Below are 14,640 nucleotides of genomic sequence, written 5' to 3' on the forward strand. Positions count from 1 at the left end.
TTACAGTTTCACGCCCGAGAAGGACATGAAGGCCATCGCCATCAGACCTGCGGTGATGAAGGTGATGCCCAGACCTTGCAGGCCATCAGGGATGTCCGAATATTTCAGCTTTTCGCGAACACCCGCCATCGCAGTGATTGCCAGTGCCCAGCCGAAGCCGGAAGACAGACCATAGGTCGCCGCCTCGGCAAAGTTATAGTCACGCTCGACCATGAACAAAGACCCACCCAGAATGGCGCAGTTCACCGTGATCAGCGGCAGGAAGATCCCCAGCGCGTTGTAAAGCGGCGGGAAGTACTTATCCAAAACCATCTCAAGGATCTGAACCATCGCCGCGATTACGCCGATATACGAGATCAGGCCAAGGAAGGTCAGGTCCACATCCGGGAAGCCAGCCCAGGCCAGTGCGCCCGGTTTCAGCAGGTAGTTCAGCAGCAGGTTATTTGCAGGCACGGTGATGGCCTGCACGACCATGACCGAAATACCCAGACCCAGCGCGGTTGAAATCTTCTTCGACACGGCGATGAAGGTACACATCCCCAGAAAGAAGCTGAGCGCAAGGTTTTCGACAAAGATGGCCTTTACGGCCAGTGAGATCAGACCTTCCATCAGTGGGCCTCTACCTGCTGAATTTTGTATTCACGCTCTTCCACCTGGTTCGGCTTCCATGTGCGGAAGGCCCAGATGATCAGACCGATGATGAAGAACGCCGACGGGGGCAATAGCAGCATGCCGTTTGGCACATACCAGCCACCGTTGTTCACGGTCTCCAGAATGGTGACACCAAACAGCGACCCGGCGCCGAAAAGCTCGCGGATGAAGCCGACCAGCAGCAGGATCAGACCATAGCCCATGCCGTTGCCCATGCCGTCGATAAAGGACGCAACGGGGGGATTCTTCATCGCAAACGCCTCGGCGCGGCCCATCACGATGCAGTTGGTAATGATCAGGCCGACGAAAACCGACAAGGTTTTCGAGATCTCGAACGCATAGGCTTTCAGGATCTGGTCCACCAGAATCACCAGCGAGGCAATGATCACCATCTGCACGATGATACGGATCGAACCGGGGATCTGGTTGCGCAGGCACGAGATGAAGAAGGACGAGAACGAGGTCACGAAGATCACCGCCAGCGCCATCACCATCGACACTTGCAGCGAAGAGGTGACTGCCAGTGCCGAACAGATGCCAAGCACCTGCAAGGTGATCGGGTTGTTGTCGACAAGCGGGTCGACCAGCATCTCTTTCTTGGTCTGAGACATTAGAACTCTCCTGCTTGCAGTTTGGCCAGAAACGGAGCGTAGCCCGCGTCACCCATCCAGAATTTCACCAGGTTATCGACACCGACCGATGTCAGGGTCGCCCCTGCCAGCGCATCGATATAGAAGTCGGGTCCGGCGGCAGGCTGCGATTTCGACACGGTGATTTGAAGATCACCATTGTCATCACGCAGCTTTTTACCATTCCACAGCGCTTTCCAGCGCGGGTTGTCCACCTCGGCCCCAAGGCCCGGGGTTTCGCCGTGCTGATAGAATTGCAGGCCGTAGATATCGTTGCCGTTATTCTCCAGCGCAATAAAGCCATAAAGCGTGGACCATAGACCATAGCCGTGCAGCGGCAGGATCACCTTGTCCAGATCACCTGCATCATCACGCAGCAGATAGATCACGCGGTATTTCGACTTGCGACCAATGCCCGCGGGATCATCGTCCAGCGCAACGCTCAACTCAGGGTCGCTGGCAGCAGCGATGTCGTCGAAGGTGGTCGGGTCGAACCGATCATCGACGAAGTCACCGGTGGACAGTTCCAGCACATGCGGTTCAAAAGCGGCAAACGCTTCGGTCACGTCGATGCCGGGTTCAAAAACGCCCGCAACTTGCAGAACGTTGACCTGTTTGTCCTTCAGTCGGTTGGTTTCCTGTACCGGGCGCAGGCTAACGGCTGCGGCGGAAACGACCATCGAGGCGACAAGACAAACGGCGACGGCGATGAAGATCGTTTTGCCAACCGAGTCCGGCGAGGCCGCCAAAAACTTGGCAATCGCGCCCTTCGGTTCTTGGGAATGCGTATCAGACATGGCGACGCGCCCTCCGTTTAATGTTGGCCTGAACGACGAAGTAATCGATCAGCGGTGCAAAAACGTTCCCGAACAGGATTGCCAGCATCATGCCTTCGGGGAAAGCCGGATTGATCACGCGGATCATCACAACCATGACACCGATCAGAGCGCCATAGATATAGCGACCTACGTTGGTGTGGCTGGCTGAAACAGGTTCGGTCACCATAAAGGCCAGACCAAACGCGTAACCGCCCAGAACGATGTGCCAGTACCATGGCATCGCGAACATTGGGTTGGTGTCCGAGCCGATGAGGTTCAGCAGCAGGGTAAAGCCGATAGTTCCGGCCAGACAGCCCACAATCAGCCGGTAATTGGCAATCTTCGTCGTCAGCAGGAAGGCCAGACCGATCATACACGCCAGGGTCGATGTCTCACCAAAGCTGCCCTGAATCTGTCCGAAGAACGCGCTTGACCAGGTGATGCCTTCAGCCGCCAGCGCCTGAACGCCGTCAGCCGCCGAAACCGCCAGTGCAGTTGCACCCGAGAATCCGTCAACCGGGGTCCAAACCGCATCGCCTGACATCTGTGCGGGATAGGCGAAGTAAAGGAAGGCGCGTCCAACTAGCGCCGGGTTGAGGAAGTTCTTGCCTGTCCCACCAAACACTTCCTTACCGATCACAACACCGAAGATAATCCCCAAAGCGACCTGCCACAGGGGCGTGGTTGCGGGCATGATCAGCGTGTAGAGCATTGATGTAACAAGGAAACCCTCGTTCACCTCATGCCCACGCACAGTTGCGAAGATGACCTCGAAAATACCACCAGCGACCAGCGTGACGATGTAGATCGGCAGGAAATACATCAGTCCGTGCATGACATTGGCAAAGATGCTTTCCGGGTTCAGCGATATGCCAAACATCTGCAGAATGGCGATCCGCCATCCAGTAGCGGAATCAGGCCCAAGCGTGGCTATAGCCGAATTGGCCTGATAGCCGGTATTGTACATTCCCCACAGGATACACGGGATCGTCGCGATCACGACATAGGTCATGATCCGCTTCATATCCACGTAAGACCGCGCATGAGGGGCAACGGTGGTTACTGTTTTCGGAGTGTAGACAAAGCTTTCGACCATCTCGTAGATGGGGAAATACTTTTCGTACTTGCCGCCCTTGGTAAAGTTCGGCTCGATCCGATCGAAGAAGCTGCGCAAACCCATTTGGATCAGCCCTCCTTTTCAATCTTGCTCAGGCAGTCGCGCAGCGCCAGCCCGTATTCGTATTTTGCCGGACAGGCAAAGCCCACAAGGCCCAGATCCTCTTCATCCAGCTCCAGTGCACCCAGTGCCTGAGCTGTGTCCGTATCCATCACCAGCAAGGCGCGCAGAAGCTGAGTCGGCAGATAGTCCTGCGGCATCAATTCTTCGAATACACCGGTCGGCACCATCGCGCGACGCCCACCATTCAGGTTGGATGTAAATGCGTACAGTTTCTTGGCAAACGCAGAGCCCAGAACGGGCTGTACGGAAAACTTCGACGGCATTGGACGAATCCAACCCATCGGAATTTGATCGTGATCTTCACGTATGATGCTGATCTGACGCGCAAAGCGGCCCAGATAGGCGGTCGGTCCTTCAGCTTGCTGACCAGACAGGATCGAGCCCGAGATGATACGCGGCGTGCCGTCCACGTTCACCTCATCACCGGTCAGGTCATCCGTGGATGCACCCATAACGGTGCGCACCAAACGCGGCTGACGCGCCCCGGGTCCGGTCAATGCAATCACGATGTTGGGATCCAGATGACCGGTTTGCATCAGGCGGCCTATTGCGATGACGTCCTGATAGCCAATGGTCCAGACCTGCTTTTCACCGGCCAGAGGCTCGAGAAAATGGATGTGGGTACCCGCCAGGCCAGCCGGGTGCGGACCAGAAAACGCCGCCGCTTCTACTCCGGGAACATCTGCTCCGGGGATCGCATCGCCTTCTTTCTGGCACAGAAAGGTTTTGCCTTCGGTCAGTTTGGTGATCGCTGCCAGACCCGAGTTGAACGCCTCGGGCGCTTCAGCGATGATCGACGCGGCATCCGGGGCCAACGGGTCACTGTCCATGGCCGTTACAAAGATTGCCGTCGGTGCGCTGCCCGGCTGCGGCATCTTCGAATAGGGCCGCGTGCGAAACGCGGTCCACAGGCCCGCTGCACACAGTTTGGCGGTCACACCTTCTGCGCTGTTTGCATCGCCAACGTTCGAAAAATCGACGCCGTTGTCATTTGCATCCGCCACTTCGATCACAACGCTTTGCAGGACACGGCGGGCACCCCGGTTGATGGCAACCACCTTACCGCTTACCGGTGCAACCATCATCGCCTCTGGTGCGTCCTTGTGGCAGAACAACGGTGCCCCCCGTTGAACCTCCTCACCCTCTTGCACCAACATCTTAGGCTTCAGGCCGATATAGTCTCCACCCAATACTCCGACGGTCTTATAATCCGGCCCCGGATGGATGGTCTGGTCAGGAGCGCCTTCAACCGGCAGATCCAACCCTTTTTTAAGTTTGAAAGTTTGCATGTCGCTACGTTCTTCCAAGCCTTCATTGCTGCGCCTGCATTGCTGACGCCTGTTGGGGCCATGCAATAACGCGGAAATTCATACCACTTGTCGCGAAAGCGACAAAATGGGTCCAAATTCCGCAGGCGTAATTCCGATCACGGACCCTTTACGCGGGGACGCCTCCAAACGCAAACCTGTTACCGCCAAAAGTTATCTCGGAACCGCACTTTCCCGCTATTTGTTCGGAAAAGTGACACATTTCAGGCGTCAAAAAAAGCGTGTCGCACCGACGAAGGTTCCGGTGTAAGCAACCGGAATGGAACAAAATGCAGACCTCGACATCTTTCTGATTGCGACACCGGGCCTCGAAGCACCTTTATGCGCCGAGGCAAAGTCGAATGGATTCGCTCAGGCGAAAGCAGTTCGAGGTGGTGTGACGTGCCGAGGATCGTGGTCCGAAGTCTGGCGCGCCAATCTGACCTTAAGGGGCGCGAACAAGGTTCTTGTGAGGTTGGGTAGCTTCCCAGCGGTGCATCTGGCTCAGCTGGATAAACGGGCCCGCAAGTTTCCGTGGGAGGAGTTCCTGCGCCCGGACATTCCGATCAAGGTCGAGGCGACAAGTCGTAAATCCCGAATCTACCATGCGGGAGCCGCCCGACAAAGAATCGAACGCGCGATATCCGAGACATTGGGGGCTCCGATCTCATCTGAAGCCGGGCTAAGAGTCTTGCTGCGAATCGACAAAGACATTTGCACGTTTTCGATCGACAGCTCGGGCGAGCTTTTGCACAAGCGCGGGCACAAGGAAGCGATAGCCAAAGCGCCGATGCGGGAAACGATGGCCGCCATGTTTCTGCACGACTGCGGCTATACCGGTAACGAACCTGTCCTTGATCCGATGTGCGGGTCAGGCACGTTTGTGATTGAGGCCGCCGAAATCGCTATGGGCTTGCTGCCCGGTCGGTCCCGCAGTTTTGCTTTTGAAGACCTCGCCAGTTTTGACCGCGACCATTGGCAGTCAATGCGCGAGAGCGTCACCAGCAAAGAAAGTGATCCAACTTTCTATGGCTCGGATAGGAACGCAGGTGCGATAGAAGCCGCCACCGCAAACGCCAAGCGTGCGCAGGTGAATCAAGCGACACAGTTTCAGTTGAAGTCAGTCAGTGACATTAAACCGCCGGAAGGTCCAAAAGGGCTGGTTATCGTGAACCCGCCTTATGGTGCGCGGATCGGGGACGAAAAACGGTTGCGCTCGGTATATGGAGCAATGGGCAAAGCCCTGATGAGCCGTTTTCAGGGGTGGCGGGTTGGAATAGTGACCAGCGCCCCGTCCCTGGCAAGGGCAACGCGCCTGCCGTTTTTGGCGCCCGGCCCGGTCGTCGACCATGGCGGCACAAAAATCCGCCTTTACAAAACAGACCCACTTCGCTGATTTCGAACATTCGCGTCCGAGTATTTTCTCACGCGCGATTTCCAGCTTCCACGTCTCAGAAACCTCTTGCGCATCACAAACGCCGGGTATAGATCACCCGCCACGGTCGGAGTGTAGCTCAGCCTGGTAGAGCACTGTCTTCGGGAGGCAGGGGTCGGAGGTTCGAATCCTCTCACTCCGACCAATAAAACAAACCGCCCAGGACTGCCACTTTGGCTGGGTTATTAACATTCAGTTTAACGTTTCCCCAGTTTGGCCGACTCTCAGCGTTCCGCCTTTTGTAACCTCAACATAGACACCCATGTCTGTATGACCCATCAACTTCCGAATTAGATAAGGTACCTTCAGGTCCCGCTCGGCCGTTTCCGGGTTCACTTCAGTGGCCGCACACCTTTTCGTACGTGAGAGTATCTTCAACTCGACATCGCCAAATCTGAAAACTGATCCAACTGCACCCAACTCGGAAAACGAAGGTAAACCATCTATCTCTATATTCGCCCGAAAGCGCGCTGGGTGGATATCCGCGTTCAGTTTTTCACCCAACTCTGCCACAGACGCCAGATTCAAAACGGATATCGCGTTCATCATTCTAGGTGACACGACCGACACATCTGTAAACCGATGAGGAGCGGACGAAACGAATTTTGGCGGTTCGGGATCATTTAAGTCGATCTCTGAAGAAAGGAAATTTGACGCATTTCTCCGGTCTTCTGCTGCTTGCATGTTAAATCTGTGTGTTTTGCCGTTCGCTTTGATCACAAGATCTTGGGTCTCAACGTCAAAATTCGTCTTAAGACCTGCCAGTGCAGCCTCGTTCAACAGAACAACAAAGCGATCTTTCGGCAGTGGCTGAGGGTTCTGTGCGTCGAAACCGGAGTTGTAGCGCGCGAATCCGAACAGGCGATCACCTGGAAACCCCTCTCCTGCTCGCAGCGTCACGGTTTGCAGGGGCTCGGCACTCAAACCTTTAATCGGGTAGCGGTTTAATCTGACGATAGAGAGAGTTTTCATACCACTGCACCTGACCAAACGAGTTATGCACGATCCCGAGTGGTGCGTGCTGTTTGAAGCTATCTCCAATTCCCGAAGGTATCGACCAAATAATCTGCAAGTGCTTCAGCAGAGGGTTCGCTAAACCTGTTGGCTGCACGACGGTTGCGGGTGTGGGTTGCGCCAATTTTAGTCGATAAGGCCATTTATACCTCACCGCCTAAAATAGAAGCGCATCAAAGATGCACAAAAAATTTCTTTTAAAATCATAAGTTAAGAAGAAAAGCCAACGATCCCCTCTGCTCATTTGAGGTACGAACCTCAAAAATTTCTGGACTTGAGGTGCGTACCTCAAATAGCCTTGGAGGTATGCCGCGATTCGCACATCCTCGATTGACGGCGCAAAAAGGGAGGAATGGATGACTTACACAAAACTGGCTTCGGCCAGCGCAATAGTCCTTGCCGCTACTACTCTTTCTACCAAGGCAAATGCTGAAGATCTGACGCTTTGTTGGGCTGCATGGGACCCGGCCAACGCGCTTGTCGAACTATCAAAAGAATTCGAAGCAGAATCCGGCCATACAATGAACTTTGAATTTGTTCCCTGGCCAAATTTTGCGGACCGTATGCTGAACGAGTTGAACTCTGGAGGTAAGCTCTGCGACCTCCTGATTGGTGACAGCCAATGGATCGGCGGCGGCGCTGAGAATGGTCATTATGTCCAGCTGAACGACTTCTTCGATGCTGAAGGCATCAGCATGGATGATTTCGCACCGGCCACTGTTTACGCTTACTCGACCTGGCCCAAAGGTACACCAAACTACTACGCGCTGCCTGCGATGGGTGATGCAAACGGCTGGTTCTATCGCAAGGATTGGTTCGAAAACCCCGAAATCCAAGCCGCATACAAAGAGGCGACTGGTCAGGACCTACGTGAACCTCAGTCTCAGAAAGAGTTGTTGCAAATCGCGCAGTTCTTCCAGGGCCGTGAGATCGACGGTAAGACAGTCTACGGGGCAGCAATCTTTACCGAACGCGGCTCGGAAGGGATCACCATGGGTGTGACCGGAGCGCTGTATCCTTGGGGCTTCAAATACGAAAACACCCCGGGCTCATATGACATGGAAGGCGCCGTAAACTCACCCGAAGCAGTCGAGGCTCTGGAATTCTATAAGGAATTTTACGAAACGGCGACGCCTCCGGGATATACCAACTCTTACATGGGTGAGAGCTTGGACGCGTTTAAATCCGGCCAGGTCGCCATGGCGATGAACTGGTTTGCGTTCTTCCCGGGTCTCTATGCCGACCCCAATACCGGCGGTGACAAGATCGACTTCTTCGTGAACCCACCACAAAATCAGGCAGGTTCGACACTGGGCGGACAAGGTATCTCTGTTGTCAGCTACTCTGACAAACAGGACGCTGCACTTGAGTACATCAAGTGGTTCGCGCAGCCGGAAGTGCAGGCCAAATGGTGGGAGCTAGGCGGCTACTCTGCGCATAACTCCGTGCTGGAAGATCCTGGTTTCGTAGACAGCCAACCGTTTGCCGGTGACTTCCTGGAAGCAATGGGCGGTGTGCAGGATTTCTGGCAAGAGCCTGCTTATGCGGAACTTCTGCTGGCAATGCAGAAACGCATCCACGACTACGTGGTTGCAGACCAAGGTACCGCTCAGGAAGCGCTTGACCTTCTGATCGAAGATTGGACGGAAGTCTTCGAAGACGAAGGCAAGCTGTAGTCCGGACACAGGCAGGAGCGGGCGCAACCCCGCTCCACCTTCACCCGTGAGTCCTAAACCAACAAGAACTGGCAAAGAGATGTCTGACAGGACCGTAGATCGCGTTGCGCAGGCAACGCCCGAGCGAGTTGCGCGAAAAATCCGAGGTTTATCCGACCGCGCGATCGCCTGGATATTCATCTCCCCGACGATATTCCTATTGCTGGCGATCAACATCTTTCCGTTGATCTGGACCATCCAACTGAGCTTTACCAACTACAAGGCCAACCGGATCGGGCGTGAAGTCAAGGATGTTGGGCTCAGGAATTATGAGCGTATCCTGACAGACTCGGACACTTGGCTGAATATGCAGGCGACGGCGCATTTCCTGTTCTGGACGATCTTTTTCCAGGTCTTGATCGGGTTTACTCTGGCCTGGCTGATCAACAAGAAATTCAAGGGCAACGATCTTTGGACCACGATCATCGTGCTGCCGATGATGTTGTCTCCTGCAGTCGTCGGGAACTTCTGGAAGTTCCTTTATCAACCTCAAATCGGGTTGTTTAACTACATCGTGTCATGGTTCACAGGCAAAGACCCGTCGAGTTTTGAAATGCTGGGATCCGTCACTTTGGCCCCGTGGGCGATCGTGATTGTCGACACCTGGATGTGGACGCCATTCGTGATGCTGATCTGTCTGGCCGGGCTGCGCAGCATTCCCGACTACATCTACGAGGCGGCTGAGATCGACAGGGCTAGCAAGCTGCGGCAGTTCTTTACAATCACCATTCCGATGGTGCTGCCATTCCTGATGCTCGCGGTGCTGTTTAGAGGGATCGAGAACTTCAAGATGTTCGATCTGGTGGTTCAGCTAACCGGCGGGGGGCCCGGTTCTGTAACGGAACTCACCTCAATCAATCTCAAGCGGGAGGCGTTTGAAAAGTGGCGTACGGGCTATGCCTCGGCCTATGCGATCATCCTTTTCGTCACCGTGTTCGGCCTTGCGTCGATCTACGTCAAAGCCCTGAACAAGGTGAAACAGAGATGAGCAGTTTTTCTGTCACCGAACCTTCGAACCGGTCCAAGTGGATCGCAGGCTTTCTGGTCATAACTTATGCGCTGATCACAATGATCCCGCTGGTTTGGATTTTGCTGACTGGGTTCAAATCCCCGGCCGATGCGATCAGCTACCCGCCCAAAGTGGTCTTTGACCCAACGCTTGAAGGGTATGTAAATCTCTTCACCACGCGCACGCGGCAGACGCAGGAGTTTCTGGAAGCGAACCCGCCGCAGAACTGGGCCGATGAGATCGTCCGTCAATACGACATGGTGATTGTCGGGCCATCAAAGTTTGGCGAGCGCTTTATGAATTCGGTTATCATCGGATTTGGCTCGACGTTCTTGAGTATCTTCCTTGGTACGCTGGCCGCTTATGCATTCAGCAGGTTCAAGGTCCCACTCAAGGACGACCTTCTGTTTTTCATCCTGAGTACAAGGATGATGCCACCTGTTGCTGTTGCAATCCCAATCTTTCTGATGTTCAGAAACCTTGGATTGAGCGACACGCATCTGGGAATGATCCTGCTATATACGGGCGTGAATATTTCCTTGGCGGTCTGGTTGCTAAAAGGCTTCATCGACGAAATCCCAAGAGAGTATGAAGAAGCCGCCCTCATAGATGGCTACACACGGTTTCAGGCTTTCTACAAAGTGGTGCTGCCGCAAGCCGCGACCGGCATAGCCTCAACAGCTATCTTTTGCCTGATCTTCGCCTGGAATGAGTACGCGTTTGCCGTGCTGCTGACATCCGCGAACGCGCAGACTGCACCACCATTCATCCCAACCATTATCGGTATTGGCGGCTTGGACTGGCCTGCTGTTGCGGCGGGTGCCACGATCTTCCTTATCCCGGTCATGATTTTCACCATCCTGATGCGCAAACACCTGCTGCGTGGGATCACATTCGGAGCTGTGCGCAAATGAGCGAGTTTCTTACCGGATTGATGCGATTTCGCCGAGGCCCATGGGAGATGGTCGCGACCATCCTTATTGCTCTGGGTGTCTTCATGCTGATGCAACCCTTTGTCCTTTGGGCCTTCACCTACTCTTTCATCGTCACGCTGATCGGAACCGTCATGTTCATAATCGTCAGCCATTTCCCGGAGTAGAAATGGCCCAGATCGTAGTCAAAAACGTAAAGAAGATGTTCGGCGATTTCACGGCTGTCCGCGAAAGCTCGTTCACGATTGAAGACGGTGAGTTTTTCATGTTGCTAGGGCCATCTGGCTGCGGAAAGACGACGACACTGCGGATGATTGCCGGCTTGGAGCTTCCGACGTCGGGTGAAATCTACCTTGACGGCGAAGAGATCAGCCAGCGACCCCCATCAGAGCGAGACATTGCATTCGTGTTCCAGATGTTTGCGCTGTATCCTCACATGAACGTTCGCAAAAATATCAGCTATCCCCTGATATCGCAGGGTATGCCGCGTGCTGCTGTCAAAGCCAAAGTAGAGGAAGTCGCGGGAATTCTGGGGATCAACGACATCCTCGATAGCCCGGTAGGTGGGCTTTCAGGCGGCGATAGGCAGCGTGTGGCGCTGGGGCGCGCGATTGTTCGCGAACCCAAGGCGTTCATGATGGACGAACCGCTGGGCGCCTTGGATGCCGAGTTTCGGGAGCATATGGCCGAAGAATTGCGCGCGCTTCATGACCGTATGGGCGCAACCACTGTTTACGTCACACACGATCAGTTGGAAGCCATGCAAATGGGCGACAAGATCGTAGTGATGAACAACGCTGTGATCGAGCAATTCGGCACACCTCAGGAAATCTACGACAAACCAGCCACAATGTTCGTTGCAGATTTTATCGGGTCTCCTTCGATGAACTTCCTGCCGTTTCAAGGAAAGGTCGAGCCTGGCTCGGGGATGGTTCGACTTAATGGCCATGACGAAGCCGTACCCAAACTGATGGAAGGGGCAGAAGGTGACTTGGTTTTCGGCGTTCGCCCCGAGCACGTTTTTCTATCGGATGAGAGCGCATACCGGGCCAAGGTCCTGGCCGCAGAATACTTGGGAACCACCCAGATCGTGACGCTGCAAAGTCCGAACGGAGAGCTGAAAGCCCGGATTGATGCCCGCCAAGTCGTTAATCCCGGCGAGACGGTAGGATTGGAATTCCGATCTCCCGCAATAACCCTATTTGAAGAGTCTACCGGGCGCGCGTTGAGGTCCGCTCTGAACGACGAGGTACTAAGCAATGGCTGAAGTCGTGTTGGAGAACATCTCGAAGTCATTCGGCAACCTTAAAGCGGTGGATGACATCTCAATGACGATTCCCAACGGTGCCTTTGTGGTGTTGCTGGGGCCAACCGGCGCGGGAAAAACAACGACGCTGAGGTTGATATCGGGACTTGAGAAACTGGATTCAGGAACGGTGCGCATTGCCGGGCGTGACGTCGGAATAGATACACCTGCCCAGCGCGATGTGGCGATGGTCTTCCAGCAATACTCGCTGTACCCCCATATGACAGTGCGTGAGAACCTGTCTTTCCCTCTGCGGTCGCCGATCCTGAAGACACCAGAGGATGAGATCACGAGGAAGGTTAACGAAGTCGCTGAGATCCTGCAAATTCCGCACAAGCTGGACAACAAAGCGACTGAACTGTCTGGTGGCGAAATGCAGCGCGTTTCAATTGGACGGGCGCTTGTGCGTGACCCCCAGATATTCCTGATGGACGAACCGCTTAGCTCTTTGGACGCCAAGCTTCGCGCTGATTTGCGAGTCGAGTTGAAGAGAATTCAAGCCGATCTGGGGTCAACCTTACTTTATGTGACCCATGATCAGGTCGAAGCCATGACAATGGCGACACATATCGGCGTTTTGGAAAACGGCAAGCTGGTTCAGTATGGCACCCCTCGCGACATCTATGAAAATCCCGGCAGTGTTTACGTGGCCAGCAGGTTGGGTCTGCCACGGATCAACATCCTACCATCCTATTTGTTTGGGGGCGATCACAAAGGTCCGCAGATTGGCCTGCGCCCGGAAAACATCATCGAAGGCGAAGGCAGCGAGGCGCGCGTGATACGCGCCGAGCATCTGGGAGACCAAACACGGCTGCATCTGGATCTGAATGGTCACCCGGTGGTGACCCTGATTGATGTCCATCAGGACTACCCATCTGGAAAGATTATAAAAATCCGCCCCCACAACCCGTTGTATTTTGACGCGTCCGGCGCGCGCGTGACTTAAGGAGCAAAAGCATGGCCCAGTTCCTCAACACAAAAGAAACCCTGGTGACAGAAGCGATAGACGGTCTCCTCGCGTCATCAGGAGGGCGACTGACCCGATTGGACGGCTACCCGCATATCAAGGTTGTCTACCGGTCAGACTGGGACAAGTCGAAAGTCGCCTTGGTTTCGGGCGGAGGATCCGGTCACGAACCCGCCCATGCAGGTTTCGTTGGCGCTGGTATGTTGACAGCCGCGGTCTGCGGCGAAGTTTTCGCCTCACCCTCGGTCGAGGCGGTTCTGGCGGGCATTCTTGCTGTCACGGGTGAGGCTGGATGCCTGCTAATCGTAAAGAATTATACCGGTGATCGGTTAAATTTTGGACTGGCGGCGGAACGCGCCCGCGCACTGGGTCGCAAGGTCGAGATGGTCGTCGTTGATGATGACATCGCCCTGCCCGACCTTCCGCAACCACGTGGCGTGGCAGGCACGTTGTTTGTACACAAAATCGCCGGAGCGCTTGCTGAAAGCGGAGCCGATTTGGACACCGTCACCGCCGCCGCAAGAAACACCATAGCAAAGGTCGTCAGCATCGGTATGAGCTTGGACACCTGTACCGTTCCCGGGTCTCCGAAAGAAGACCGGATCGCACCCGGCAAAGCGGAGCTTGGTTTGGGCATCCACGGCGAGCCTGGAGTACAGCAAGTCGAATTCTCAAATGCTGTATCGGCTATGTCCACAGTAGTGGAGAAGCTGAAGCAACGGGTTGGGTCCGGGGATTGTGTAGCCTTGGTCAACAACCTGGGCTCTACAACTCCGCTGGAAATGGCTGTCCTCACGCATGCGTTGTCTGAAACTGGTATTGCCCACCATGTCATTGGCCCGGCACCAATGATGACGTCGCTGGATATGCACGGATTTTCGGTTTCCATTCTGCCCGTGGATCAGGACGATTTGTCAGCTCTTGAAGCGCCCGTTGACCTGGCCGCATGGCCCGGGGTCAACTCCATCGACCCGATCAAAGTATCACCATTGCCTGATGGCCTGACCCCAATCGATCCAATCCCTTCGAACAATTCCACCACAAGGGAAACGCTCACACGGTTGTCTGAACTGCTCATAAACGCAGAGAAGAACCTGAACGAGCTGGACGCGAAATCCGGAGATGGCGATACGGGAAGCACACTCGCCACTGCTGCAAGAGCTTTGCAAGGTAGCCTAGACCGCATGCCGCTTGCTGATCTGACGCAACTGTTTCCGGCGCTGGGCAATGAGTTAAGCCAAACCATGGGCGGATCTTCCGGCGTGATACTCGCAATCTTCTTCAACGCAGCTGGAGATGCCTGTGCAAGCGGCGCTTCGGTATCAAAATCTCTGGTCGAAGGTCTGAATCGCGTCAGCCAGGTTGGGGGTGCCAAAGTCGGCGACCGGACAATGATTGACGCCCTGGCACCTGCACTTGCCGCCCTCCCGTCTGGTTTGACACATGCGGCCGAGGCTGCCCGAGAAGGCGCAAATAACACCGCAAATATTCGGCGTGCGAAGGCGGGCCGGGCAGCATATGTTCCCGAAGAAAACCTAGTTGGGCATAACGATCCCGGCGCTGAAGCTGTTGCTTTGTTGTTTGAAGGCTTAGCGCGGGAGATTGAGGGCTGAAGAA

Annotated in this window: 14 protein-coding genes and 1 tRNA gene; 9 read left to right on the top strand and 6 right to left on the bottom strand. The window is 54.9% G+C overall.

What is annotated here, in order from left to right; all coding sequences use genetic code 11:
• The 5 genes from nqrE to ACR0EV_RS05910 are packed head-to-tail and all read right to left on the bottom strand — an operon-like array spanning position 1 to position 4,627.
• Positions 1-609, bottom strand: coding sequence for an NADH:ubiquinone reductase (Na(+)-transporting) subunit E (gene nqrE / locus ACR0EV_RS05890; protein WP_050603817.1), 609 nt, complete (start codon positions 607-609; stop codon positions 1-3).
• Positions 609-1,262 carry an NADH:ubiquinone reductase (Na(+)-transporting) subunit D gene (locus ACR0EV_RS05895; RefSeq protein ID WP_152460184.1) on the bottom strand — a complete coding sequence of 218 codons (654 nt, stop codon included), beginning with the start codon at positions 1,260-1,262 and terminating at the stop codon, positions 609-611. The genes nqrE and ACR0EV_RS05895 overlap by 1 nt, the downstream gene beginning before the upstream one ends.
• Complete coding sequence (locus ACR0EV_RS05900; RefSeq protein WP_171185346.1) at positions 1,262-2,077, bottom strand: Na(+)-translocating NADH-quinone reductase subunit C; 816 nt, start codon at positions 2,075-2,077, stop codon at positions 1,262-1,264. Before ACR0EV_RS05900 ends, ACR0EV_RS05895 begins: the two co-directional genes overlap by 1 nt.
• Positions 2,070-3,278, bottom strand: a complete 1,209-nt coding sequence (locus ACR0EV_RS05905) for an NADH:ubiquinone reductase (Na(+)-transporting) subunit B (protein ID WP_480799231.1) — start codon at positions 3,276-3,278, stop codon at positions 2,070-2,072. Before ACR0EV_RS05905 ends, ACR0EV_RS05900 begins: the two co-directional genes overlap by 8 nt.
• A 5-nt stretch (positions 3,279-3,283) precedes the next feature.
• Positions 3,284-4,627, bottom strand: coding sequence for a Na(+)-translocating NADH-quinone reductase subunit A (locus ACR0EV_RS05910; protein ID WP_480799232.1), 1,344 nt, complete (start codon positions 4,625-4,627; stop codon positions 3,284-3,286).
• 298 nt (positions 4,628-4,925) lie between these two features.
• On the opposite strand from ACR0EV_RS05910, the gene ACR0EV_RS05915 reads away from it, so the two are divergent.
• Positions 4,926-6,041, top strand: coding sequence for a THUMP domain-containing class I SAM-dependent RNA methyltransferase (locus ACR0EV_RS05915; RefSeq protein WP_480799233.1), 1,116 nt, complete (start codon positions 4,926-4,928; stop codon positions 6,039-6,041).
• A 107-nt stretch (positions 6,042-6,148) separates the two neighbouring features.
• Positions 6,149-6,225 (top strand) — tRNA-Pro (locus ACR0EV_RS05920).
• A gap of 47 nt (positions 6,226-6,272) precedes the next feature.
• Here ACR0EV_RS05920 and ACR0EV_RS05925 read toward each other — a convergent pair.
• A complete protein-coding gene (locus ACR0EV_RS05925) occupies positions 6,273-7,052 on the bottom strand; it encodes an MOSC domain-containing protein (RefSeq protein ID WP_480799234.1) in 780 nt (259 codons plus the stop codon).
• Between the two features lie 398 nt (positions 7,053-7,450).
• Here ACR0EV_RS05925 and ACR0EV_RS05930 point away from each other — a divergent pair, with 398 nt between their 5' ends.
• From ACR0EV_RS05930 to ACR0EV_RS05960, 7 genes are all read left to right on the top strand, one after another.
• Entirely contained in the window at positions 7,451-8,770 is a 1,320-nt protein-coding gene (locus tag ACR0EV_RS05930) for an ABC transporter substrate-binding protein (RefSeq protein WP_480799235.1), read from the top strand.
• Between the two features lie 79 nt (positions 8,771-8,849).
• On the top strand, positions 8,850-9,797 hold the full coding sequence (locus tag ACR0EV_RS05935; RefSeq protein WP_170332156.1) for a carbohydrate ABC transporter permease: 948 nt from the start codon (positions 8,850-8,852) through the stop codon (positions 9,795-9,797).
• A complete protein-coding gene (locus tag ACR0EV_RS05940; RefSeq protein WP_010442361.1) occupies positions 9,794-10,732 on the top strand; it encodes a carbohydrate ABC transporter permease in 939 nt (312 codons plus the stop codon). Before ACR0EV_RS05935 ends, ACR0EV_RS05940 begins: the two co-directional genes overlap by 4 nt.
• On the top strand, positions 10,729-10,917 hold the full coding sequence (locus ACR0EV_RS05945; RefSeq protein WP_480799236.1) for a hypothetical protein: 189 nt from the start codon (positions 10,729-10,731) through the stop codon (positions 10,915-10,917). The genes ACR0EV_RS05940 and ACR0EV_RS05945 overlap by 4 nt, the downstream gene beginning before the upstream one ends.
• A 2-nt stretch (positions 10,918-10,919) precedes the next feature.
• The gene (locus ACR0EV_RS05950) at positions 10,920-12,017 is read left to right on the top strand and encodes an ABC transporter ATP-binding protein (protein ID WP_480799237.1); all 1,098 of its coding nucleotides are present in this window, start codon (positions 10,920-10,922) and stop codon (positions 12,015-12,017) included.
• On the top strand, positions 12,010-13,002 hold the full coding sequence (locus tag ACR0EV_RS05955; protein ID WP_480799238.1) for an ABC transporter ATP-binding protein: 993 nt from the start codon (positions 12,010-12,012) through the stop codon (positions 13,000-13,002). The genes ACR0EV_RS05950 and ACR0EV_RS05955 overlap by 8 nt, the downstream gene beginning before the upstream one ends.
• Positions 13,003-13,013: 11 nt before the next feature.
• Complete coding sequence (locus tag ACR0EV_RS05960) at positions 13,014-14,636, top strand: dihydroxyacetone kinase subunit DhaK (RefSeq protein WP_480799239.1); 1,623 nt, start codon at positions 13,014-13,016, stop codon at positions 14,634-14,636.
• Positions 14,637-14,640 lie beyond the last annotated feature (4 nt).

This window comes from Ruegeria sp. CF8, from assembly GCF_056537285.1.

What these genes read in the sequence shown, in the direction of transcription:
- nqrE (WP_050603817.1), bottom strand. Translation starts at nt 609, where the DNA reads ATGGAAGGTCTGATCTCACTGGCCGTAAAGGCCATCTTTGTCGAAAAC.
- ACR0EV_RS05895 (WP_152460184.1), bottom strand. Translation starts at nt 1,262, where the DNA reads ATGTCTCAGACCAAGAAAGAGATGCTGGTCGACCCGCTTGTCGACAAC.
- ACR0EV_RS05900 (WP_171185346.1), bottom strand. Translation starts at nt 2,077, where the DNA reads ATGTCTGATACGCATTCCCAAGAACCGAAGGGCGCGATTGCCAAGTTT.
- ACR0EV_RS05905 (WP_480799231.1), bottom strand. Translation starts at nt 3,278, where the DNA reads ATGGGTTTGCGCAGCTTCTTCGATCGGATCGAGCCGAACTTTACCAAG.
- ACR0EV_RS05910 (WP_480799232.1), bottom strand. Translation starts at nt 4,627, where the DNA reads ATGCAAACTTTCAAACTTAAAAAAGGGTTGGATCTGCCGGTTGAAGGC.
- ACR0EV_RS05915 (WP_480799233.1), top strand. Translation starts at nt 4,926, where the DNA reads ATGGAACAAAATGCAGACCTCGACATCTTTCTGATTGCGACACCGGGC.
- ACR0EV_RS05925 (WP_480799234.1), bottom strand. Translation starts at nt 7,052, where the DNA reads ATGAAAACTCTCTCTATCGTCAGATTAAACCGCTACCCGATTAAAGGT.
- ACR0EV_RS05930 (WP_480799235.1), top strand. Translation starts at nt 7,451, where the DNA reads ATGACTTACACAAAACTGGCTTCGGCCAGCGCAATAGTCCTTGCCGCT.
- ACR0EV_RS05935 (WP_170332156.1), top strand. Translation starts at nt 8,850, where the DNA reads ATGTCTGACAGGACCGTAGATCGCGTTGCGCAGGCAACGCCCGAGCGA.
- ACR0EV_RS05940 (WP_010442361.1), top strand. Translation starts at nt 9,794, where the DNA reads ATGAGCAGTTTTTCTGTCACCGAACCTTCGAACCGGTCCAAGTGGATC.
- ACR0EV_RS05945 (WP_480799236.1), top strand. Translation starts at nt 10,729, where the DNA reads ATGAGCGAGTTTCTTACCGGATTGATGCGATTTCGCCGAGGCCCATGG.
- ACR0EV_RS05950 (WP_480799237.1), top strand. Translation starts at nt 10,920, where the DNA reads ATGGCCCAGATCGTAGTCAAAAACGTAAAGAAGATGTTCGGCGATTTC.
- ACR0EV_RS05955 (WP_480799238.1), top strand. Translation starts at nt 12,010, where the DNA reads ATGGCTGAAGTCGTGTTGGAGAACATCTCGAAGTCATTCGGCAACCTT.
- ACR0EV_RS05960 (WP_480799239.1), top strand. Translation starts at nt 13,014, where the DNA reads ATGGCCCAGTTCCTCAACACAAAAGAAACCCTGGTGACAGAAGCGATA.